The sequence below is a fragment of the Burkholderia sp. BCC1640 genome, from assembly GCF_902833125.1.
GTDB classification, from domain to species: Bacteria; Pseudomonadota; Gammaproteobacteria; order Burkholderiales; family Burkholderiaceae; genus Burkholderia; species Burkholderia diffusa.
The window spans coordinates 128985-152063 of the sequence record NZ_CADFEF010000015.1 but is presented as its reverse complement, the minus strand read 5'-3'; the positions used below and the strand labels follow the sequence as shown (position 1 = coordinate 152063).

Here is a 23079-nt window from a genome sequence, read left to right as displayed (position 1 = left end):
TCCACGAAGGAGCGATGCCATGCCGGACGAATACCGTTTCAACGCATTCGGGCGCCTGCTCGCCGTCGTGCGTTCGAACGGCCGCTGGACCGTGTTCGATCTCGGCACCGACGGCAAGCGACGGCCGGCCAACCTGCAGATTCCGTCCGCGCTCGCCGCGGACGAACTCGCGCAATATCTCGGCGACCTGCTGCACGAGAATGCATCGCCGAAGTACAACGACGTCGTGCCGATTCCGTCGCCGCGCCGCACGTAACGCGCTGCCCACTCCCGCCGCACCGACACACCGCGCATCTCGCACGCCCGCCAAATTCGACAGCCAAACTTGCAAGTTAAACTGTCGTGTTCTATGATTCGCCGCATGACACCGCCACGCATACCCGGCGTTTCCGCCGATACCGTCGCCGCCGATCTGACCCTCGCGGTCGGGCAGTTGATCCGCCGGCTGCGTTCCGAGATCGAATCCGAAGGGCTCGGCATGTCGCAGACGAGCGCGCTCGCGCGGCTAGAACGACAAGGCCCGATGACGACCGCCGATCTCGCCCGCGCCGAGGCGATGAAGCCGCAGTCGATGAAGGCAATTCTCGCGAGCCTCGAGGAAGACGGGCTCGTCGAACGCGAGCCTCATCCGACCGACGGCCGCCAGATCCTGTTCCTGCTGACCGCGGCCGGCCTCGCGGCGCGTCGCAAGCGCGACACCGCGAAGCACAAGTGGCTCGGTGCCGCGATCGAGAAGCTCGCCCCCGAAGACATCCGCACGCTCGCCGCCGCGATTCCGCTGATCCGGCGCATCGGCGAGCAATGACCCGCATGCGTGCCGCGCGGCATCCGCGCGCACGCTTTCCTTCGCCCACTTCACGGAGCATCACGCCATGAGCACGACCCGTCTCGACACGCAAACGGCACTCGTCGTCATCGACATGCAGAAGGGCATCGTCGCGCTGCCCACCGCCCACCCGGTCGCACCGGTGATCGAACGGACGCGCGAGCTGCTCGACGCCTTCCGTAGCCGCGGCCTGCCGGTCGTGCTCGTCAACGTCGCCGGCAGCGCGCCGGGCCGCACGCAGCAGCAGGTGCGTCTGGATGCCCTTCCCGCCGACTGGGCCGATCTTCTGCCCGAACTGAACCGCCAGCCAAGCGACCATGTCGTGACGAAGAAGACCTGGGGCGCGTTCACCGGCACCGGTCTCGACGCGCACCTGAAAGCCGCCGGCGTCACTCAGATCGTGCTGGCCGGCATCGCGACGAGCATCGGCGTCGAATCGACGGCCCGCCAGGCGCACGAACTCGGCTACAACGTGACGCTCGCGGTCGACGCGATGACCGACCTCAACGCCGACGCGCATACGAACAGCATCGAACGGCTGTTCCCGCGCCTGGGCGAGACGGGCCCGACGCAAGCAATCCTCGCGCTGCTCGACCGGCGCGGCGCGTGAGCGACAAACGCGCTCAGCCGGCGCCGGGCCATGCGGCCGGCCGGCTCGATCCGTCGATCTGGAAAGTCAGCGCCGTCGCGACGCTCGGCTCGCTGCTGTCGCAACTCGACGCGACGATCGTCAACGTATCGCTGGCGAGCCTCGCGACCGATCTGCACGCAAGCCTGTCGACGATCCAGTGGGTGACGAGCGGCTACCTGCTCGCCCTCACACTGGTGTTGCCGCTGAACGGCTGGCTGGTCGACCGCATCGGCGCGAAGGCGCTGTACCTGTGGTGTTTCTCCGCGTTCACGCTGACGTCGGCGCTGTGCGGGCTCGCGTGGTCCGCGCCGTCGCTGATCGCATTCCGCGTGCTGCAGGGCGTCAGCGGCGGGCTGCTCGCACCGATGGCGCAGATGATGATCGCGCGCGTGGCCGGCCAGCAGATGGCACGCGTGATCGGTTATGCGGCCGTGCCCGTGCTGATCGCGCCGATCCTCGGGCCGGTCGTCGCCGGTGCGATCCTGCAGCACGCCTCGTGGCGCTGGCTGTTTCTCGTGAATCTGCCGGTCGGTGCACTGGCGCTTGCGCTGGCCGTATGGTTCCTGCCCGGCGACCGCGACGAAACGCAGCGGCGCGAACTCGACTGGGTCGGCCTCGCGCTGCTGTCGCCGGCGCTCGTGCTGTTCCTGTATGGCGCCGAGCGCATCGACGCGGTGCCCGGCATCGCCGCGATCATGGGTTCGGTGCTGCTGCTCGCCGCGTTCCTGCGCGTCGAGCGGCGCAAAAGCGAGCATGCGCTGATTGATCTCGCGCTGTTTCGCTCGCGCGTATTCGGCGCGGCCGCTGCCACGCAGTTCCTGTCGAACGGCGCGATCTACGCGGGCCAGATGCTGATTCCGGTGTTCCTGATCAAAGCGTGCGGCCGCTCGCCCGGCGAGATGGGCTGGCTGCTGGCGCCGCTCGGGCTCGGCATGCTCGTCACCTTTCCGTCGATGGGCGCGCTGACCAGCCGGTTCGGCGTGCGCCGGCTGGCCGCCGCCGGCGCGCTGCTCGCGCTCGCCGCGACGCTGCCGTTCGTGTATCTGGCGCTGGCCGGCTACGATCCCTACGTGCTGGTGCCCGCGCTGTTTCTGCGCGGAATGGGCCAGAGCGCAATCGGCGCACCGTCGATTTCCGCCGCGTATGCGTCGGTCGAGCGGCGCAACCTGCCGATGGCGACGACGTCGCTCAATATCGTCCAGCGCCTCGGCGGCCCGACGTTCACGACGATGTGCACGCTGTTTCTCGCGTGGCGGCTGCAGGCCGAATCCGCGTCGACGGGTGGCACGCACGGGGCCGCCTACGCGTGGGCGTTCGGCATGCTTTGCGCACTGCATGCGGCGAGCTTCGTGACGACGCTGCGGCTGCCGCGATGGTCGAGCGGCGCGGGCGGGCGACCGGCGGGGGCCGCGCGGGCCGGTTCGCGGTGAATGCCGGGGCCGCTACTGCAACCACATCGGCACGATCGACGCCGCGAGCAGGATGCCCAACCCGGCATTCACGCAACGCCACTGCCGCTCCGTACGCAGCACGCGCGCGAACAGCAGCCCGGCACAACACCAGAGCGACAGCGACGCCATCGCCGCCACGCCGAATGCCAGCCCGAGCAACGCACCGAGCCTCACGGGGCCGGACGCCAGCGCGGCGAACGACGCGGCCGCGCCGAGCGTCATCGCCCAGCCCTTCGGGTTGTGCCACAGCATCCAGACGCCGCTGACGAACCCTTGCGGCCGTTGCACGGCCGCGGCGACGCCCGGCTTGCCGCCGCGCGCGATGCGCGCGGCCAGCCACACCAGATAGAGCGAGCCGAGCACCTTCATCCCGAGCTGCAGCGCAGGCAGCGCCAGCAACACGCTGCCGAGCCCGGCCGCGGCAGCGGCGGCCATCGATGCCAGGCCGGCCGCGATGCCCCCCATCATCGGCAACGAACGCCGATAACCGAAATGCGCGCCGGATGCTGTCGCCAGCGTCGTCGCGCCACCCGGCGTCACCGTGGACACGATCACGAACAGCATCAGCGGCAAGTAGTCTTGAAGCGGCACGCGGGCTCCCGGTCGTGGTCGTCGAAGCCCCGTTTTACCCGCGATCCACGCATTACCACAGCGAAAGCTTTTTATGCCTGTCATTAGCATCCATAATGCGATCCATGGTACGTAACCTCGACATCGCCCTGCTTCGCGCCTTCGTCACGGTCGCCGATCACGGCAGCATGACAGCGGCGAGCCGCGCGCTGCATCTGACGCAAGGCGCGATCAGCCAGCAGGTCGCGCGGCTCGAAACGCTGTCCGGCCCGCTGTTCGTGCGCGAGCATCGCAACCTGCTGCTCACGGCGGACGGCGAACGTCTGCTCGCGCAGGCGCGCCGGCTGCTCGCCGCGCACGACGCGCTGCTGACCGACATGACGGCCGGAGCGATGGAAGGCGCCGTGCGGATCGGCGCGCCGCAGGATCTCGTCGGCAGCTGTCTCGCGCCGATCCTGAAAGGCTATGCGCACGCGCATCCGCAAGTCACGCTGTCGCTCGTGTGCGCGGCGTCGCCCGAACTGCGCAAGTCGCTCAGGCAGGGCGAGATCGATGTCGCGTTGATCGAGGCGCCGGTCGGCCCGTCGCGCGGCGAATGCGTCGCCGTCGACCGTCTGGTCTGGGTCGGCGCGAAAGGCGGCAGCGCCCACTTGCGGACGCCGCTGCCCGTGTCGATGGTCGACCGGACCTGCGCGTTCCGCCCGACCGTTCTCGACGCATTGCGTGCCTGCGACCGCGCGTGGCGCACGGTGTTCGAGAACGGCAGCATCGACGCGACGGCCGCGACCGTGCGCTCCGATCTCGCGGTGACCGTCTGGCTCGCGTCCACCGTGCCGGCCGATCTCGACATCCTGCCCGCCGACTGCGGCCTGCCCGCGCTGCCGAACTTCGCAATCAACCTCCATCTGCCGCGCGGCCAGCACACGCCGGCTGCGGCGGAACTGGCCCGTCACCTGCGCAACGGCTTCGCGCGCGTGCGCGCGGCTGCCTAGCCTTCTTCCCCGCTCGCCGCCACGCGACATGAGCCTCGCGCGGGCACTGCATGGCGAACGCGCAATGTGTTGCGCCGCATGAAAACAACGCAGTGCGACGTAACGCTGAAAATGTTCCGGAGCCCTACGTCATGCGTTCGCGACATCAGGCCGGAACCCGATGGCACAATCACGGTCCCTTACATGTGCCCTTCATCGGGCGCACGCCGCATCGCGGCGCAGATTCAACACACGAGAAGGACCCTGCCTGACCTTATGACCCTGAACGAATCCTGGTTTGCGCCGCTCGTCGGCATCCTCATCCTGCTCGCTGCCGCCGGCGCGATCACGGCCACCGCCCATTTCCTCCTGTTCCGCGTGGTCGCGCGTCTTGCGCGGCTGTCGGCCACCCGCATCGACGACGCGCTGTTCGAGTTCGGCGCATTCAAGTGGCTGAACCGCATCGTGCCGTTCGTCGTGATCAAGCTCGGCCTCGGCGCGGTGCCCGGCATCCCCACCGTGGCCGCGCAAGCCGCCGACAAGGTGCTGTTCGCGCTGATCGTGTTCCTGGTGTCGATGACGATCAGCGCGACGCTGTCCGCGCTCGAGCACACGCATCGCACGAGCCGGCGCGACCAGCCGCGCCTGTCGCTGAAAGGCGCGATGCAGCTCGTCAAGCTCGTGATGTTCATCACGGCCGCGCTCGTCGTGATCGGCGACGCGACCGGCAAGCAGATCGGCCTGCTGCTGTCGGGCATCGGCGCGATGTCGGCGGTGCTGATGCTGATCTTCAAGGACACGCTGCTCGGCCTCGTCGCCGGCGTGCAACTGTCGTCGAACGACATGCTGCGGATCGGCGACTGGATCACGATGCCATCGGCCGGCGCGGACGGCACCGTCATCGACATCACGCTGAACACGGTCAAGGTCGCGAACTTCGATCACACGATCATCACGGTGCCGACCTGGAAGCTGATCACCGAGAGCTACCAGAACTGGCGCGGGATGACCGAGGCCGGCGGGCGCCGCATCAAGCGCGCGCTGTTCGTCGACGCGACGAGCGTGCGCTTTCTCGGCAACGACGAGATCGAACGGCTCGAACGCCTGACGCTCCTGAAGGACTACCTGGAAGACAAGGTCGATGCGATCGCGCAATGGAACGGCACGCTCGGCGCGGCCGGCGAATGCCAGGCGAACCGCCGCCAACTGACGAATCTCGGCACGTTCCGCGCGTACGTTGCGAACTATCTGAAAGGCCATCCGCGAATCCGCCGCGACATGACATGCATGGCGCGCCAGCTGCCGCTGACGGCCGAGGGCATTCCGCTCGAACTGTATTGCTTCACCGACACGACGACCTGGGTCGACTACGAGGCGATCCAGTCCGATCTGTTCGATCACCTGATCGCGGTGCTGCCCGAGTTCGGGCTGCGCGTGTACCAGCATCCGTCGGGCTTCGACATGCGCCGGATGGCCGGCGCGGCGCAAGCCGAACTGTCGGCGCCGCACGCGCGGTAATGCTCGGCGCGACGGCCCGCAACGGGCCGGTGCGCTCGCCACCGCATCGGGCCGCTCACCGCCCCGCGCACTCGGCCGCGAGCCGCCCCACCACCTTCAACGCGTCCTCGATCTGCCGCGACCACGGATAGCTGTAGTTGAGCCGGATGAAGTGCCGGTAATCGGCGGTCGCCGAGAACATGTGGCCAGGCCCGATCGTGATCCCCTGCGCGAGCGCGCGCCCATACAGCTTCATCGCGTCAACCTGCGGCGGCAGCTCGACCCACAGCACGTACCCGCCCTGCGGCTGCGACAATCGCGTACCTTCCGGGAAGAAGCGCCGCACCATCGCGCTCATCAGGCTCGCCTGCTGCGCATACTGCTTGCGCATCCGCCGCAGGTGGAAATCGTAGCCGTCGTGCTTCAGGTATTCGGCAATCGCGAGTTGCTCGATCGCGGGCGTCGCGAGCGTGTTCAGGAATTTCAGCTTCTCGACCTGGTCGCGGTAGCGGCCGGGCATCGCCCAGCCGATCCGGTAGCGCGGCGACAGGCTCTTGGTGAACGACGCGCAATGCAGCACGAGGCCGTCGCGATCGTACGACTTCAGCGCGCTCGGCGTCGTGTCGCCGTAATGCAGCTCGTGATAGACGTCGCTCTCGATCGCGGGCACGTCATGCTTCGCGAGCAGTTCGACGAGCGCGCGCTTGCGCGCATCGGGCATCTGGAAGCCGAGCGGATTGTGGAAATTCGGCATCACCATGCATGCGGCGATGCGCTCGCGCGCGAGAATCCGTTCGAGCGCGTCGAGATCGATGCCGTCGCCCGGATGGGTCGCCACCTCGAGCGCGCGCATGCCCATCCGCTCGATCGCATGCAGCATCGCGTAGAACGTCGGCGACTCCACCGCGATCGTGTCGCCGGGCTTTGCAACGGCCTGCAGGCACAGGTTGATCGCCTCCGTCGCGCCGATCGTCACCACGATCTCGCCCGGCTCGACCGGGATCCCGCGCTCCGCGTAGCGCCGCGCGATCTGGCGGATCAGCTCCTGGTTGCCGGGAGGCAGGTCGTCGATCACGCCCCAGCGCGTGCGGCGCCGGCCGATCGCCTGGGCGTAGCGCGCGAGACGCTGCACCGGGAACTGCGACGCATCGGGATACGGCGAACCGAGCGGCACCGCGTCGTCGCGCGCGATCGAGCGCAGCGTCGACAGCACGAGCCGGCTCACGTCCACCGCCGACGGTTCGGCGGTCGGCGCCGACACGTGCAGCTCGGCCTGCGCAGGCGCCGTGGCCCGCGCCCGCACGAAGTAGCCCGACTGCGGCCGGCTCTCGATCAGCCCACGGCTCTCGAGCACGAGATACGCGCGCAGCACGGTCGTGACGCTGAGCTGCTGCTGCCGGCTCGCCTGGCGCACCGACGGAATCCGCTCGCCGGGCCGGTACACGCCGCGCTCGATCTGCGCCTGCAGATCGTCGGCCAGTTGTTCGTAACGCTTCACGCGCCCCCTTTCAACATCCCTTCGAAAACACAGTTGCGGCCGCCACCACCTGACTGGCCGCAACTGTACTCTTTTTTGAAGACGAAAGGTGTACACACAGCGGCCGCCGCACCGCGCGTACTCTCCGTGCATCGACCCCGACACACGCATCATGAAAAAGAAATCCGCCGCCGCGCGCATCGAACCGTACACCCACCCGGCCGCCGGCTGGGGCGCGCTGAAAGCCGTCACGATCAACCTGATCAAGGAAAAGGTCAGTGGCGGCAACTACCGCACGCTGCTGCGCCAGAACCAGCCGGACGGCTTCGACTGCCCGGGCTGCGCGTGGCCCGACCGCCAGCATGCGTCGACGTTCGAATTCTGCGAGAACGGCGTGAAGGCCGTGGCCGCCGAGGCGACAAGCAAGCGCGTGACGCCCGAATTCTTCGCCGCGCACACCGTCGCCGAGCTGCTCGAACAGACGGATTTCGAACTCGAACAGCACGGCCGCCTGACCGACCCGATGGTGTACGACGCGCGGACCGACCGCTACGTGCCGATCGCGTGGGACGACGCGTTCGAGCTGATCGCACGCCACCTGCGCGCGCTGCCGGACCCGAACCAGGCGGCGTTCTACACGTCCGGCCGCGCGAGCAACGAGGCGGCGTTCCTGTATCAGCTGCTGGTGCGGCGCTACGGCACGAACAATTTCCCCGACTGCTCGAACATGTGCCACGAGGCGACGAGCCGCGGGCTGCCGGCGTCGGTCGGCGTCGGCAAGGGCACCGTCACGCTCGACGATTTCGAGCACGCGGACATGCTGCTGATCTTCGGCCAGAATCCGGCGACCAACCATCCGCGGATGATGGGCGAACTGCGCGAATGCGCGAAGCGCGGCGCGACGATCGTGTCGATCAACCCGCTGAAGGAACGCGGGCTCGAGCGCTTCGCCGATCCGCAAAGCCCGCTCGAGATGCTGACGATGTCGGGCACCAACATCGCGTCGACCTTCATCCAGCCGACGATCGGCGGCGATTTCGCGCTGATCAAGGGAATGGCGAAGCGCGTGCTCGAACTCGACGACGCCGCGCGCGCCGCCGGTGCGCCGCGCGTGCTCGACACGGCGTTCATCGGCGAGCACACGGTCGGCTTCGATGCGTTCGCCGACGATCTGCGCAACGAAAGCTGGTCCGCGCTGACGGCCGAAAGCGGCGTGTCGTACGCGCAGGTCGACGGCCTCGCGCAACGCTATGCACGCAGCGAGCGCGTGATCGCGACCTGGGGGATGGGCATCACCCAGCACAAGCATTCGGTCGCGACCGTGCAGATGCTGACGAACCTGATGCTGATGCGCGGCAACATCGGCCGTCCCGGTGCGGGCCTGTGCCCGGTGCGCGGCCACTCGAACGTGCAGGGCAACCGCACGGTCGGTATCGAGGAAAAACCGTCGCAGGCGTTCCTCGACCGGCTCGGCCACGTGTTCGACTTCGAGCCGCCGCGCGAGCACGGCTACGACGTCGTCGAAACCATCGAAGGCATGCTCGAAGGCCACGTGAAAGTGCTGATCGGTCTCGGCGGCAACTTCGCGATGGCGACGCCCGACACGCCGCGCACGTGGGAAGGCATGCGCCGCTGCGATCTCTCCGTGCACATCACGACGAAGCTGAACCGCAGCCACCTGATCCACGGCCGCGATGCGCTGATCCTGCCGACGCTCGGCCGCACCGAGATCGACCTGCAGGACAACGTCGCGCAGGGCGTGACGGTCGAGGATTCGATGAGCATGGTCCACGTGTCGTACGGGATGAACAAACCGGCGTCGCCGAACCTGATGTCGGAGCCCGCGATCGTCGCGCACATCGGCCATGCGCTGTTCGGCAGCGGCGAGATCGACTGGCTCGCGTACAAGGACGACTACGCGAAGATCCGCGACGCGATCGAGGCGACCGTCGACGGCTTCTACGACTACAACACGCGCATCGCGCGGCCGGGCGGTTTCCACCTGCGCGTCGCGTCGCGCGACCGCGAATGGCTGACGCCGACGGGCAAGGCGAACTTCATCGCGCACGCGCTGCCGACCGACACGCCGATCCAGCGCGCCCGCGCGCTGCACGGCGAGCGCCTGATGACGCTGATGACGACGCGTTCGCACGACCAGTACAACACGACCGTCTACGGGCTGGACGACCGCTATCGCGGCGTATTCGGCCAGCGCCGCGTGGTGTTCGTCAACCGCGACGACCTCGCGATGCTCGGCCTGAAGGCCGGCGAATGGGTCGACATGGAAACCGTGTGGCACGACGGCAACGAGCGGCGCGCGGACGGTTTCCTGCTCGTCGAATACGACATCCCGCGCGGCTGCATCGGCGCGTACTACCCGGAAACGAACCCGCTGGTGCCGCTCGACAGCGTCGGCGACGTGTGCAACACGCCGACGTCGAAGTCGGTGCCCGTGCTGCTGCATCGCGCGGCCGCGCCGGCGTCGGCCGCCGCCTGACGGAGCGCCGCGATGATCGTTCGGCCGCGCGAGCACTGGCTGCGGATGCTCGATGCTCGCCTCGACGATCTCGTGTCGATGGCGAGCGGCTGCGAGCGCATCGCATCGACGCCGTAATAAAGACTTGCAATCGATACAGCCGGAAACGTCAACAGCCGGGGCCCGCACAGCGTTTTTTTCGACAAGCGCGCACGTTTCGTGACGCGCAACGACAGGAGAAAACGTCATGCGAGCCCTTACCCGCCATCTCGCGATCGCCGCCACCCTGATGTCGGTACTGACCGGCACCGCGTTCGCCGAAACGCCGTGGCAGCAAGCGCATCCGCGCCGCGAAGAGGTCAACCAGCGTCTCGCCAACCAGAATCGCCGGATCCATCAGGAAGTGAAGGAAGGCGAGATGTCGCACGCCCAGGCCGCGCGCCTGCACCGTGACGACCGCAAGATCCGCCAGGAAGAGCGGGACATGGCCGCGCAGGATCACGGCCACATTACGCAGAGCGAAAAGCACGTGCTGAACCAGCAGGAAAACGCGGTCAGCCACAAGATCGGCCAGTAACGCCGGCAAGCGTCGATTCGCCATCGCTTGAAACGCCCGCTGCCGCCGTGCGACAGCGGGCGCTTGTTGTTGTATCGAATCGTTTCAGCAGGCCGTTCGCGTCAAGTGCCGCGGGTATACTCCGACGTCAGCCGCCACCCGCATCGACCGTCAAGAACGGCACGATTCCGGCGGTTTCGTCGCGAAGCTCCGCGTTTCGCGTACCCCGCGCCCCAGCCTCGACACGAGACACACGACGATCCCGATCATGAAACGATTCCTGCTGCTCCTTCCCGCCGCCCTGCTCGCCGCCTGCGGCTCGACGCCCTCGTCCGATTCTGCCGCGTCCGGCTCGGCGCCGATGATCTACGTGTCGTCCGCGCGCCCGGCCCACGCGATCGCCAACTGCCTCGACAGCCGCCTGTCCGGCACCGAGCAATCGCAGCACAACGGCGTGACCGACATCACCGTCGGGTCGCGCTCGTACTTCGTCACGCTCACGCCGTCGGGCAACGGGTCGGTCGTCAAGGTCGTGCGCGGCTCGGGCAGCGAGCCGGCCGAGGAAGCGATGCGCTTCGCGATCGCGCGCTGCGTGATCTGACCGCCGCCGGTGCCGGGCACCCCGCCCGGCCCGCAAGCCGCGTCATCCGGGCGCCGTCATGCGCGCCCGTCGAATTTTTTCATCCGGGCCGCCGTCGATGAGAGAATCGCAGCACGATTCCCTTTCCACGGAGCCCGCATGAAGCATCTGCTGTCCCGGCTGTTCGTCAGCGCCGCGCTCGTCGCGCTTGTTCCGGCGCTGCCGGCGCAGGCCGCGACGCCGCCCGGCATCTTCGTCGTCGCCACCCAGCTCGGCGAATTCACGACTCTCGACCCGAGCGAAATCTACGAGCTCGTGCCGTCCGAGTACGTCGCGAACACCTACGAACGGCTCGTGCGGGTCGACCTGAAGGACCCGACGCGCTTCGACGGGCAGATCGCGCAATCCTGGTCGGTCGGCGCCGACGGCGTCACCTACACGTTCAAGCTGCGCCCCGGTCTCACGTTCCATTCCGGCAACCCGGTCACCGCCGACGACGTCGCGTGGTCACTGCAGCGCACCATCCTGCTCGACAAGGGCCCGGCCGGCGTGCTCGCCGATCTCGGCCTTACGAAGGCGAACGTGATGCAGAAGGTGCGCGCGGTCGACCCGCAGACCTTCGTGCTCGAAACCGACCACAAGTACGCGCCGAGCTTCGTGCTCAACGTGCTGAGCGCGTGTCCGGCGTCGGTGCTCGACAAGAAGCTGCTGATGTCGCATCAGCAGGGCAGCGATTTCGGCAGCGCCTGGCTGAAGACCAACGACGCGGGCTCGGGCCCGTACCAGCTCGTCAAGTGGACGCCGAACGAAAGCATCGTGCTGCAGCGTTTCGACAAGTACCGCACGCCGTACCCGATGAAACGCGTCGTGCTGCGCCACGTGCCCGAGGCCTCCGCGCAGCGGTTGCTGCTGGAAAACGGCGACGTCGACGCCGCGCGCAACCTGAGCCCCGACAGCCTCGCCTCGCTGACCAAGGCCGGCAAGATCAAGGTCGCGTCGTGGCCGGTGTCCGCGCTGCTGTACCTGAGCCTGAATACGAAGAACCCGAATCTCGCGAAACCCGACGTGCAACAGGCGATGAAGTGGCTGGTCGACTACGACGGCATCCAGCGCAATATCGTCAGCACGACGTACAAAGTGCACGAGACCTTCCTGCCCGAAGGCTTCCTCGGCACGCTGAATTCGAATCCGTACAAGCTCAACGTCGCGAAGGCGAAGGCGCTGCTTGCGAAGGCCGGGTTGCCGAACGGCTTCGACGTGACGATGGACATGCCGAACGATTATCCGTACCTCGAGATCGCACAGGCACTGCAGGCGAACTTCGCGCAGGGCGGCATCCGCGTGAAGCTGATTCCGGGCGATGCGAAGCAGGCGATCGGCAAGTACCGCGCGCGCCAGCACGACATCTTCATCGGCGAATGGTCGCCCGACTACATGGACCCGAACAGCAACGCGCGCGGCTTCGCCTGGAATCCTGACAATTCCGACCAGTCGAAGACGAAGATGCTCGCATGGCGCAACAGCTGGGACATCCCGCAATTGACGAAGGACACCGAGGCCGCGCTCGTCGAGCCGTCGCCCGCGAAGCGCGCACAGCGTTACGAGGCTCTGCAGAAGGCCGTGCTCGCGAACTCGCCGTTCATCATCATGTTCGAGAAGGTCGTGCAGGTCGCGACGCGCCCCGGCACGACCGGGCCGGAGATCGGACCGATCAACGACCTCGTGTCGTACCGGACGCTGGCAAAATAAGGCCGGCTGCGCGGCGAAACACCCCGCAAATTATCCCTGTCATGCACGGACGCGAAACATGCGTGACAGGGATAAATTTCTCTGCTGCCCATCGCGATCCTGTTGTCGGGCGCGCACACCTTCCCCTATCACCCTCTGCCAAACCATAGTTTTTATCCGCTGGCGCGAATAATTTTGGCTTTGTTAGATGGATGACACCGAATCATCCGATGACAAATATCTAACAGACCGATGACCTGCGCGTTCGCCCATACCGTCGAATCCCACTTTGCCGACCTGACGCCGACCGCGAAGCGCATCGCGAGCTACATGCTCGCGAACCTCGACCGTCTCGGGCTCGAAACGGCCGACCAGATCGCGCAGCAGACCGGCACCAGCGGCATCTCCGTCGGTCGCTTCCTGCGCAGCATCGGCTACCGGAACCTCGACGACCTGAAACGCGAACTGCGCGGCGGCAGCGACCGCCCGTGGATGATCACCGATCGCCTCGACGAATACCGCCGCACCGCCGGCGCGCACGCGAACGCCGGCGACAGCGACCATGGCGACGGCACGCTTGCATCGTCGCTCGATCGCGAACTCGATGCGATCCGCCACGTCTACCGACTCGCGGAAGAACCCGTGTTCGCGCAGGTCGCGGACCGGATCGCGCATGCCGACGCCGTATTCATCCTCGGCATCCAGTCGACCCGCGGCATCAGCAACGCGTTCAGCAGTTATCTGGAATACCTGCGCCCGCGCGTGTTCTATTCCGACGGCCAGTCGGGCTCGTACGTCGATTCGCTGAATTCCGAATTCGAGCGGCCGTACTGCATCGTCACCGATACGCGCGCCTATTCGCGCAGCGCGCGCCGCTATTGCCAGGCGGCCGCCGAACGCGGCCAGCCGTTCGCGCTGGTCACCGATCTCTATTGCCCGTGGGCGCGCGAATGGCCGGCCGACCTGCTGCAGGTGAAGACCGACGTCGGCCAGTTCTGGGATTCGCTCGCGCCGCTCACGTGCCTGTTCAACCTGCTGATCACCGCCGTGGTCGACCGCCTCGGTCCCGCGATCGACCGGCGCGTCGCGCGCAACCGCGAACTGCAGCGCACCTTCGACCAATTCGAATCCTGAGCGCCCCGAATGCCGATGCCGTCTCCCCGCCTCGTTGAAATCACGCCCGCCACGCATCGCGTCGAGATCGATCTCGTCTACGCGACCGAGCGCAACCTGACCGGCAAGGCGATCTACCGTCGCGCGCACTGCCTGCTGCTCGAGCCGGCCGAGGCCGCGCTGCGCCGCGCGGTCGACGTCGCAGCTCAAGCCGGCTTCACGCTGCGCATCTACGACGCGTACCGGCCGCCGCAGGCGCAACAGGTGCTGTGGGATTTCCTGCCCGATCCGAACTTCGTCGCCGATCTCGGCCGCGGCTCGAACCACAGCCGCGGCACCGCGCTCGACCTGACGCTCGTCGGTGCGAACGGCGAGCCGCTCGACATGGGCACCGGCTTCGACGAGATGGTGGCAGCGTCGGGCCACTTCCATCCGGGGCTGCCCGAAGCCGTGCAACGCAACCGGCTGCTGTTGCTCGGCGTGATGCAGGCGGCCGGCTTCGCGCATATCGACAGCGAATGGTGGCACTACGAACTGCCCGGTTCGCATGCCTTGCCGCAGATCGACAACGCGGCGAGCGGCCCGTGGCGCCTGATGTAACGACGATGCACGTTTCTTTCACCGTTCCCGTTCAACGACCTCAACGACACATGGAGAAGCGCACATGCAACCCCTGACCTCCCGGCTCGTCGCGGCACTCGCCGCCGCATCCGTGCTCGCCGCCGTTCCGCTTTCCGCCGCACGCGCGGAAACGCCGAAGGACATGTTCGTGATGGCCACGCTGCTCGACGAATTCACGACGCTCGATCCCGGCGAGATCTACGAACTGGTGCCGGAGGAATACGTCGCGAACACGTACGACCGGCTCGTGCGCGTCGACCTGCGCGATCCGTCGAAATTCAACGGCGACGTCGCGCAGTCGTGGACGGTGAGCGCCGACGGGTTGACCTATACGTTCAAGCTGCGCTCGGGCCTCAAGTTCCACTCGGGCAACCCGCTGACGGCCGACGACGTCGCATGGTCGATCCAGCGCGCGGTGCTGCTCGACAAGGGTCCGGCCGCCGTGCTGACCGGCATCGGCCTCACGAAGGCGAACGTCGCCGCGAACGTGAAGAAGCTCGACGATCAGACGGTGTCGATCACGACCGACCACAAATACGCGCCGACCTTCGTGCTGAACGTGCTCGGCTCATGGCCCGCGTCGGTGCTCGACAGGAAGCTGCTGCTGTCGCACCAGCAAGGCAACGACTTCGGCAATGCGTGGCTGAAGACCAACGAGGCCGGCTCCGGCGCGTACAAGCTGGTCAAGTGGTCGGCCGGCGACAGCATCGTGCTGCAGCGCTTCGACGGCTACCGCCTGCCGCTCGCGATGAAGCGCATCGTGCTGCGCCACGTGCCCGAAGCGGCGAGCCAGCGCCTGCTGCTGGAAAACGGCGACGTCGACGCGGCGCGCGACCTGAGCCCGGACGATCTCGTGTCGGTCGTGAAATCCGGCAAGGCGAAGGTCGCGGCATCGCCGCAGGCGACGCTGCTGTATCTCGGCCTGAACACGAAGAACCCGACGCTCGCGAAGCCCGACGTTCAGGAAGCGCTGAAGTGGCTGGTCGACTATTCCGGAATCCAGACCAACGTCGTGAAGACGACCTACAAGGTGCATCAGACTTTCCTGCCCGAAGGCTTCCTCGGCACGCTGAATGCGAATCCGTACAAGCTCGACGTCGCGAAGGCGAAGGCGCTGCTCGCGAAGGCCGGCGTGGCGAACGGCTTCGCGGTGACGATGGACGTGCGCAACGACTATCCGTACACGGAGATCGCGCAGGCCGTGCAGGCGAACTTCGCGCAGGCTGGCGTCAAGGTACAGCTGATCCCCGGCGACAACAAGCAGACGCTCGCGAAATACCGCGCGCGCCAGCACGACATCTACATCGGCGAATGGTCGGCCGACTATATCGACCCGCACAGCAACGCGCAGGGTTTTGCATGGAACCCCGACAACTCCGACAAGTCGAGCTATAAAATGCTGGCCTGGCGCAACAGCTGGGACATTCCGCAACTGACGAAGGAGACCGACACCGCGCTCGCCGAGCCGACCGCCGCGCAACGCGCGCAACGGTATCAGGCGATGCAGAAGGACATGCTCGCGCATTCGCCGTTCGTGATCATGTTCCAGAAGGTCGCGCAGGTCGCGACGCGGCCCGGCGTGAGCGGACTCGAAGTCGGACCGATCAACGATCTCGTGTCGTACCGTAACCTGAAGAAGCAATAAGATTCACCGCATGTCGACTCCCGCCTCCTCCCTCGAAGCGCTGCGCACGCTGCCCGCGCGGCGCCCGGCCGTACGCTGGGCGCTGCGCGTGCTGCGCTGGGCGCTCACGCTCGCCGTCACGTTCGCGGGGCTGCTCGCGCTGACGTTCGTGATCGGCCGCAAGGTGCCGATCGATCCCGTGCTCGCGATCCTCGGCGATCGCGCGTCGGCCGAGGCTTACGCGGCCGAGCGCATCGCGCTCGGCCTCGACAAGCCGCTCGCCACGCAATTCCTGATCTACGCGCGCGACGTGCTGCACGGCAATCTCGGGATGTCGCTGCTGACGTCGAACCCGGTGCTCGACGATATCCGACGCGTGTTCCCCGCCACGCTCGAACTCGCGACGATCGCGACGTTGATCGGCATCGCGATCGGCGTGCCGCTCGGCGTCGCGGCCGCGGTGAAGCACAACCGGCCGATCGACCACATCGCGCGCTTCGTCGGCCTGATCGGCAATTCGGTGCCGGTGTTCTGGCTCGGGCTGATGGGGCTGCTGCTGTTCTATGCGCGGCTGCACTGGGTCGGCGGCCCCGGCCGGCTCGATCCCGTGTACGACAGCATGGTCGACCCGCGCACGGGCAGCCTGCTGATCGACTCGGCGCTCGCGGGCGAGTGGGACGTGTTCCGCAACGCGGTGTCGCACATCGCGCTGCCGGCCGCGATCCTCGGCTACTACTCGGTCGCGTACCTGAGCCGGATGACGCGCTCCTTCATGCTCGACCAGCTGAGCCAGGAATACATCGTCACCGCGCGCGCGAAGGGCCTGTCCGAGCGCCGCGTGATCTGGCGGCATGCGTTCGGCAACATCGCGGTGCCGCTCCTGACCGTGATCGCGCTCACGTACAGCAACCTGCTCGAGGGCTCGGTGCTGACCGAGATCGTGTTCGCGTGGCCGGGGCTCGGCTCGTACCTGACGGGTGCGCTGCTGAACGCCGACATGAACGCGGTGCTCGGCGCGACCCTCGTGATCGGCGCGATGTTCATCATCGTCAACCTGCTGACCGACGCGCTGTACCGCGTGTTCGATCCGCGTGCGCGCTGAGGGCCGCCGCGACATGACCGCTTCCACCCTGCTTCTTTCACCGTCCATGCCGAAGGTCGTCCGATCATGAATGCCGAGCGTCTCACGCTGCGCGCGTGGCTGCTTTCCGATGCGCCCGCGTCGCGCTCGCAGGCCGCGTTCGGCCTCGCATATCGCCGCTGGCGCCGCTTCGCCGCCAATCCGCTCAACCTGTTCGGGCTCGCGATCCTGGTCGCGCTGATCGTCGTCGCCCTCGTCGGCCCGCTGATCATGCCGCACGATCCGCTGCGCCAGGTGCTGTCCGACCGCCTGCTGCCGCCCGGCTCGCCGTCGCACTGGCTCGGCACCGACCAGCTCGGCCGCGACATCCTCTCGCGGCTGATCGACGGCTCGCGCCTCACGCTCGGCATCGCGATGCTCGTCGTCGTGATCGTCGTGCCGATCGGACTCCTGATCGGCACGACGGCCGGCTATTGCGGCGGTTTCGTCGACAGCGTGCTGATGCGCATCACCGACATCGCGCTGGCGTTCCCGAAGATCGTGCTCGCGCTCGCATTCGCGGCCGCGCTCGGGCCCGGCGTGATCAATGCGGTCGTCGCGATCTCGATCACCGCATGGCCCGCGTACGCGCGGCTCGCGCGCGCGGAGACGATCCGCATCGCGCAGGCCGATTACATCCACGCGGCGCGCCTGCAAGGCGCATCGGGCCCGCGGATCTTGCTGCGCTACATCGTGCCGCTGTGCATGTCGTCGGTGATCGTGCGTGCGACGCTCGACATGGCCGGCATCATCCTGACCGTCGCGGGCCTCGGCTTCCTCGGCCTCGGCGCGCAGCCGCCGAGCCCCGAATGGGGCTTCATGGTCGCGTCGGGCCGCAACGTGCTGCTCGACGCGTGGTGGGTCGCGACGCTGCCCGGCGCGGCGATCCTGCTCGTCAGCCTCGCGTTCAACCTGCTCGGCGACGGGCTGCGCGACGTCTTCGATCCGCGTCATGGAGCGTGACATGCAACCGAATTCCGTCAACGCGCCCGCGCCGCTCTGCGAGATCGACGGCCTGAAGATCGGGTTTCGCGGGCACGACGGCGTCGTGTCCGACGCGGTGCGCGACCTGTCGCTGACGCTCGCGCCCGGCGAACGGCTCGGCATCGTCGGCGAATCCGGCTCCGGCAAATCGCTGACGGGTCGCGCGCTGCTCGGCCTGCTGCCCGAAGCCGCGCGCTGGTCGGCCCGCACGATGCGCTTCGCCGGCCGCGACCTGCTCGCGATGTCGGCGAGCGAACGCCGGCGCCTGTGCGGCAGCCAGATGGGGATGATCCTGCAGGATCCGAAATATTCGCTGAACCCGGTGATGACCGTCGCGAAGCAGATGGGCGAAGCATTCCGTCTGCACGAGCCGGGGTTGCGCGGCCGCGCGCTGCGCGAGCGGATCGTCGAGGCGCTCGCCGCCGTGCAGATTCGCGATCCGGCGCGCGTCGCCGATGCGTATCCGCACGAGCTGTCGGGCGGCATGGGCCAGCGCGTGATGATCGCGATGATGGTGTCGACCGGCCCGCGCCTGCTGATCGCCGACGAGCCGACGTCCGCGCTCGACGTCGCGGTGTCGATGCAGGTGCTCGCGGTGCTCGACGCGATGATCGCGCGGCACGGCACGGGCCTGATGTTCATCAGCCACGACCTGCCGCTCGTGATGTCGTTCTGCGATCGCGTCGCGGTGATGTATGCGGGCCGCGTCGTCGAAACCTGCGCCGCGCGCGACCTGCGCGACGCGACGCATCCATACACCCGCGGGCTGCTCGCGGCGAATCCGCCGCTCGCAAACCCGCCCGACGAACTGCCGGTGCTGCGGCGCGACCCGGCGTGGCTCGACGCCGCTTCGCCCGCATCGTCGTCGGCCGAATCCAGGGAGGCCGCACGATGATCGACGTCGATCACGCCTCGATCCGTTTTCCGACCCGCACCGGCCATGTCGACGCCGTGCGCGATGCCAGCTTCGCGGTACGCGACGGCGAAGTCTTCGGGCTCGTCGGCGAATCGGGCTCCGGCAAGTCGACGCTGTTACGCGCGCTGACCGGCCTCGTGCCGCTCGCGGGCGGCAGCCTGTCGATCGACGGCCGGCCCGTCGGCGGCACGCCCGACCGCGCATTCCGCCGCCACGTGCAGATGGTGTTCCAGGATCCGTACGCGTCGCTGCATCCGCGCTTCACGGTCGACCAGACGCTGCGCGAACCGCTGTCGATCCACCGGATCGGCGACGCCGACGCGCGCATCGCCCGCGCGCTGTCCGAAGTCGGGCTCGGCCCGGCGTTCCGCTTCCGCTATCCGCACCAGCTGTCGGGCGGCCAGCGCCAGCGTGTCGCGATCGCGCGCGCGCTGATCGTCGAGCCGCGCGTGCTGCTGCTCGACGAGCCGACCTCCGCGCTCGACGTATCGGTGCAGGCCGAGATCCTGAACCTGCTGCGCCGCCTGCATCGCGAACGCAACCTGACGATGATCCTCGTGAGCCACAACCTCGCGGTGATCGGCTTCCTGTGCCAGCGCGTCGCGGTGATGCAGCATGGCGAGATCGTCGAACAGCTGCGGATCGAGGACGTTCGCGCCGGACAGGTCGCACGCGACTACACGCGCACGCTGCTGCGCGCGACCGAAGGCTACCGACGCCTCGATCCGGTTGCCTGACATGTGCACGACGCGCGGGCGTGCGATACTCGGCACCCCGTGCGTCGGCGCGCCCGTGCATCGTCGCGCCGTCGAATGGAACCCTCGCGCGCCGCGCGGGTCCATTTCCTTTCGTCAACAGCTCAACAGCAATAGGGAGGCGTTCATGCTGCAATTCATCGAAACCCTGGTGGTCGGGCTCATCGTCGGCCTCCTCGCCCGCGCGCTCAAGCCCGGCGACGACAAGATGGGCATCCTGATGACCGTCGTGCTCGGCGTCGTCGGCTCGCTCGTCGCGGGCTACGTCGGCCGCGCCGCCGGCTGGTATGCGCCGGGCCAGGGTGCCGGCTGGATCGCGTCGATCATCGGCGCGATCGTGCTGCTCGTGATCGTCGGCGCGGTGCGCAAGCGCGCGGGCTGACCGCCGCATCGCCCGCGTCGATACGCAACGGCCGCTCGTCACACGAGCGGCCGTTTTCTTTATGCACGCCGCAATTCGCACCTTCGTCGAATCGTTGAGTCCTCAACGATTCACTCGCAAACCCCCGGTCCACTGGCCGGATCGCCGCGCCCTTACGCCATCGGCAATACCCCGACTTGCGGCCGCACAAATTTGGGATAAATTGATTGGAGGAATACGGCGTCATTTGATCGTGGCCGTTATTTCCCGTTTTTCATTCAAGAGGTCCAATGGAATTGCCGTTTACGCATACAGCACCGCAGCGTTGACGGACTGCCATTCGAGCGGCCCCGCTGCGACGCGCTTCCTCTCTGGAGCCTGTCATGAAGCATCGCCTGTTTGCCGCCTCGTTTGCCCTGGCTGCCTCGCTTCTGGCGTCGTCCTCATCTTTTGCCGCCGGCGCGTCCGGCGTTATCCACTTCACCGGCATGATCGTCGAGCCGCCGTGCTCGTTCGCGCTCGACACCGCCGACGCCGCGCACGCGCACGTGCGCCCCGACTGCCCGCGCCCGGCGAGCGGGCAAGTCGCGTTCGTCGACGCGGCCAGCCTGCGCACGATCAAGACCACGACCTTTACGCAGGCCTCGCGCGCAATCGTTTTACCTGGCCGTGCGGGCGACACGCATGCGCCGATGATCGCCATCGTGACGTACCAGTAACGCCCGCTGCCGGAGGCGTCGCGCGTCAGTCGCGATGGCAGGCGATCCAGTCGCTGAACGCGCGGATCTTTTGCTGGCTGCCGATGCTCTCCGGGTAGACGAAGAAATAACGGGCGCCGGTCTCGAGCACGATGTCGAACGGCCGTTCGAGCCGGCGCGCGCTGACGTCGTCGTCGACGAGCGTCACGTCGCCGATCGCGACGCCGAAACCCTGCATCGCCGCGTTCGTCGCGAGATCGAGCGTGTCGAAGGTCGGCCCGCGCTCCGCATCGACGGCGCGCTCGCCCGCGTGATCGAGCCACGCGCGCCAGTCACGGTGGTCGCGCGTCGGATGCAGCAGCGTATGGTGCGCGAGATCGCCGACCGCATCGAGCGGCGCGGCCTGCCGCAGCTCGGGCGCGCACACCGGCGTCAAGCGTTCGTCGAACAGCGGCAGCGCGAATACACCGGGGCCCGGCGACGTACCGTAGACGACCGCCGCATCGAACGGCTCGGTCGAGAAATCGACGACGTGCTGCCACGCGGTCGTGATCTGCACGTGGAGCTCGGGATGCTCGCCCTGGAAGCGCATGATGCGCGGCAGCATCCAGCGCATCACGCAGGTCGGCACCTTCAGCGCGAGATCGGTGCGCTGCCGCGTGAGCTTCATCGAGATGTCCTCGATCCGCGCGAAGCTCTCGTTGACCACCGGCAGCAATTGCTCGCCCTCTGCCGTCAGCGTGAGGCCCTTCGCGTGCCGTTTGAACAGCGGAAAGCCGTAGTGCGCCTCGAGTGTCTGGATCTGCCGGCTCACCGCACCCTGCGTGAGACACAGCTGCTCGGCCGCGCGCGTGAAGCTGCGGTGGCGGGCCACCGTCGAGAAGATCTGCAGCGCGTGCAGGGGCGGAAGTCGGCGCATGACGAAGGGGGTAGACGGATCGACCGCACCGAACGACGGCGCGGCAAGGCCGCGCGCCGACACCGGCGCGCGCTGATCGACACGATAAGCCAAACGCCGGCTTTACGCGAGGTGCGTCGCGCGCTCAGGCCGTGGCGGCGAACGCGCCCGTCGCGATGCGCGCCGCCGACGCGACGACGTCCGCGCGTGCGGCCGCGTCGGCACGCGGCTGCGTGAACGACACGGCCAGCACGATCGGCGCGCGCGACGGCGGCCACAGCACCGCGACGTCGGTCGTCGTGCCGTAGCCGCCGGTGCCGGTTTTGTCCGCGATGCGCCAGCCGGGCGGCACGCCGGCCGCGATCCCGGTCGCGCCGCGCGCGCCGCCGGCCATCCATTCCGTGAGCTGCGCACGCTGCGGTTCGCGCAGCGTATCGCCGAGCAGCAACCGCTGCAGCGTGTCGACCATCGCAACCGGTGTCGACGTATCACGCTCGTCGCGAGGCGCCGCCTGGTTCAGTTCGGGTTCCCAGCGGTCGAGCCGGAACACGGTGTCGCCGCTTTCGTGCGCGAACGACGTGACGGCCTGCGGGCCGCCGAGCACGCCCATCAGCAGGTTCCCGGCGCCCTTGTCCCCCGACTGCAGCATCGCCGTGCAGAGCTGCGCGATCGTCATCCCCGTGTCGACGTGGCTTTCCGTCACCGGCGAGCCGGCCACGACTTCATAGCGGCGATACAGGATGCGGCGCGGCAACAGCGACGCGTCGAGCGAGCCGCGCGCGAGTATCGCGGCGGCGGCGACGACCGCATAGGTGCCGCACAGCGGGAAGCGCTCGCGCGCGTGATGTGCGATGCGCGTGCCGCTCGACGTATCGAGTGCGGCGACGCCGAGCCGGCCGTTCGACGCTTTTTCGAGCGCGGTGAGTTCGGCCTGGGCGGCATGTGCGCGCCCCTGCTCGGCGACGGGTGCCGACGAGCACGCGGCGACGAACGGCGCGGCGACGGCGGCGAGCAACAGCGAGCGGCGTGTCGGAGAATGTTCCATGGATGAAGGGCGTTCTGTCGGAAACGGTGACATGGAGCAACGCACGTGCGCATCGACGACGCACACGCATTCGCGCCGACGGCCGGCTCGCGACGGCATACGCCGCGCATCCCCGAAGACGTCCGTCGGCCCCGCATGCGGCGGGACGCACATGAACAGACCCTAGCGTAGCAGCGAGTGC

23 protein-coding genes are annotated in these 23079 nt (G+C 67.8%); 19 read left to right on the top strand and 4 right to left on the bottom strand.

Features of this window, described 5'->3' with window-relative positions; all coding sequences use genetic code 11:
• Positions 1-19: 19 nt before the first annotated feature.
• The 4 genes from HWX25_RS18170 (at position 20) to HWX25_RS18155 (ending at position 2887) form a co-directional block, all read left to right on the top strand.
• Entirely contained in the window at positions 20-256 is a 237-nt protein-coding gene (locus tag HWX25_RS18170) for a hypothetical protein (protein WP_059819270.1), read from the top strand.
• Positions 257-349: 93 nt separating this feature from the next.
• Positions 350-805, top strand: a complete 456-nt coding sequence (locus HWX25_RS18165) for a MarR family transcriptional regulator (RefSeq protein WP_059819271.1) — start codon at positions 350-352, stop codon at positions 803-805.
• A gap of 67 nt (positions 806-872) precedes the next feature.
• Positions 873-1436 (top strand): cysteine hydrolase, encoded by a 564-nt coding sequence (locus tag HWX25_RS18160; protein ID WP_175909516.1) that lies wholly within the window; start codon positions 873-875, stop codon positions 1434-1436.
• Positions 1433-2887, top strand: coding sequence for a DHA2 family efflux MFS transporter permease subunit (locus tag HWX25_RS18155; protein WP_175909514.1), 1455 nt, complete (start codon positions 1433-1435; stop codon positions 2885-2887). Before HWX25_RS18160 ends, HWX25_RS18155 begins: the two co-directional genes overlap by 4 nt.
• A 12-nt stretch (positions 2888-2899) precedes the next feature.
• Here HWX25_RS18155 and HWX25_RS18150 read toward each other — a convergent pair whose 3' ends face one another.
• Positions 2900-3499, bottom strand: coding sequence for a LysE family transporter (locus tag HWX25_RS18150; RefSeq protein WP_175909513.1), 600 nt, complete (start codon positions 3497-3499; stop codon positions 2900-2902).
• 95 nt (positions 3500-3594) lie between these two features.
• Between HWX25_RS18150 and HWX25_RS18145 the strand changes: the two genes are divergently transcribed.
• Positions 3595-4470: a LysR substrate-binding domain-containing protein gene (locus HWX25_RS18145; protein WP_175909512.1), complete on the top strand. Its 876-nt coding sequence runs from the start codon at positions 3595-3597 to the stop codon at positions 4468-4470.
• Between the two features lie 255 nt (positions 4471-4725).
• On the top strand, positions 4726-5967 hold the full coding sequence (locus HWX25_RS18140) for a mechanosensitive ion channel family protein (protein ID WP_175909511.1): 1242 nt from the start codon (positions 4726-4728) through the stop codon (positions 5965-5967).
• Positions 5968-6022: 55 nt separating this feature from the next.
• On the opposite strand, the gene HWX25_RS18135 is transcribed toward HWX25_RS18140, so the two are convergent.
• A complete protein-coding gene (locus tag HWX25_RS18135; protein ID WP_059819276.1) occupies positions 6023-7444 on the bottom strand; it encodes a PLP-dependent aminotransferase family protein in 1422 nt (473 codons plus the stop codon).
• 151 nt (positions 7445-7595) lie between these two features.
• Between HWX25_RS18135 and HWX25_RS18130 the strand changes: the two genes are divergently transcribed.
• From HWX25_RS18130 to HWX25_RS18070, 13 genes are all read left to right on the top strand, one after another.
• Positions 7596-9920 carry an FdhF/YdeP family oxidoreductase gene (locus HWX25_RS18130; protein WP_175909510.1) on the top strand — a complete coding sequence of 775 codons (2325 nt, stop codon included), beginning with the start codon at positions 7596-7598 and terminating at the stop codon, positions 9918-9920.
• A gap of 226 nt (positions 9921-10146) precedes the next feature.
• Complete coding sequence (locus HWX25_RS18125; protein WP_175909509.1) at positions 10147-10476, top strand: hypothetical protein; 330 nt, start codon at positions 10147-10149, stop codon at positions 10474-10476.
• A gap of 247 nt (positions 10477-10723) precedes the next feature.
• On the top strand, positions 10724-11056 hold the full coding sequence (locus tag HWX25_RS18120) for a hypothetical protein (RefSeq protein WP_059819278.1): 333 nt from the start codon (positions 10724-10726) through the stop codon (positions 11054-11056).
• A gap of 138 nt (positions 11057-11194) precedes the next feature.
• On the top strand, positions 11195-12784 hold the full coding sequence (locus HWX25_RS18115; RefSeq protein ID WP_175909508.1) for an ABC transporter substrate-binding protein: 1590 nt from the start codon (positions 11195-11197) through the stop codon (positions 12782-12784).
• Positions 12785-13015: 231 nt separating this feature from the next.
• Entirely contained in the window at positions 13016-13897 is an 882-nt protein-coding gene (locus tag HWX25_RS18110) for a MurR/RpiR family transcriptional regulator (RefSeq protein WP_175909507.1), read from the top strand.
• Positions 13898-13912: 15 nt separating this feature from the next.
• Positions 13913-14476 (top strand): D-alanyl-D-alanine dipeptidase, encoded by a 564-nt coding sequence (gene ddpX, locus HWX25_RS18105; RefSeq protein ID WP_082750685.1) that lies wholly within the window; start codon positions 13913-13915, stop codon positions 14474-14476.
• A 64-nt stretch (positions 14477-14540) separates the two neighbouring features.
• Complete coding sequence (locus tag HWX25_RS18100) at positions 14541-16142, top strand: ABC transporter substrate-binding protein (RefSeq protein ID WP_175909506.1); 1602 nt, start codon at positions 14541-14543, stop codon at positions 16140-16142.
• Positions 16143-16152: 10 nt separating this feature from the next.
• Positions 16153-17223, top strand: coding sequence for an ABC transporter permease (locus tag HWX25_RS18095; protein WP_175909505.1), 1071 nt, complete (start codon positions 16153-16155; stop codon positions 17221-17223).
• Between the two features lie 66 nt (positions 17224-17289).
• Positions 17290-18204 carry a nickel transporter permease gene (gene nikC / locus HWX25_RS18090; RefSeq protein ID WP_175909503.1) on the top strand — a complete coding sequence of 305 codons (915 nt, stop codon included), beginning with the start codon at positions 17290-17292 and terminating at the stop codon, positions 18202-18204.
• A 1-nt stretch (position 18205) separates the two neighbouring features.
• Positions 18206-19120 carry an ABC transporter ATP-binding protein gene (locus tag HWX25_RS18085; RefSeq protein WP_059691314.1) on the top strand — a complete coding sequence of 305 codons (915 nt, stop codon included), beginning with the start codon at positions 18206-18208 and terminating at the stop codon, positions 19118-19120.
• Positions 19117-19878 (top strand): ABC transporter ATP-binding protein, encoded by a 762-nt coding sequence (locus HWX25_RS18080; protein WP_175909501.1) that lies wholly within the window; start codon positions 19117-19119, stop codon positions 19876-19878. Before HWX25_RS18085 ends, HWX25_RS18080 begins: the two co-directional genes overlap by 4 nt.
• A 145-nt stretch (positions 19879-20023) precedes the next feature.
• Positions 20024-20278, top strand: a complete 255-nt coding sequence (locus tag HWX25_RS18075) for a GlsB/YeaQ/YmgE family stress response membrane protein (RefSeq protein ID WP_057924918.1) — start codon at positions 20024-20026, stop codon at positions 20276-20278.
• 362 nt (positions 20279-20640) lie between these two features.
• Positions 20641-20976, top strand: coding sequence for a hypothetical protein (locus tag HWX25_RS18070; protein ID WP_059691316.1), 336 nt, complete (start codon positions 20641-20643; stop codon positions 20974-20976).
• A gap of 25 nt (positions 20977-21001) precedes the next feature.
• On the opposite strand, the gene HWX25_RS18065 is transcribed toward HWX25_RS18070, so the two are convergent.
• Together HWX25_RS18065 and bla are read right to left on the bottom strand one after the other, a co-directional pair.
• A complete protein-coding gene (locus HWX25_RS18065; protein WP_175909545.1) occupies positions 21002-21874 on the bottom strand; it encodes a LysR substrate-binding domain-containing protein in 873 nt (290 codons plus the stop codon).
• 124 nt (positions 21875-21998) lie between these two features.
• Positions 21999-22898: a class A beta-lactamase gene (bla, locus tag HWX25_RS18060; protein ID WP_175909500.1), complete on the bottom strand. Its 900-nt coding sequence runs from the start codon at positions 22896-22898 to the stop codon at positions 21999-22001.
• Positions 22899-23079 lie beyond the last annotated feature (181 nt).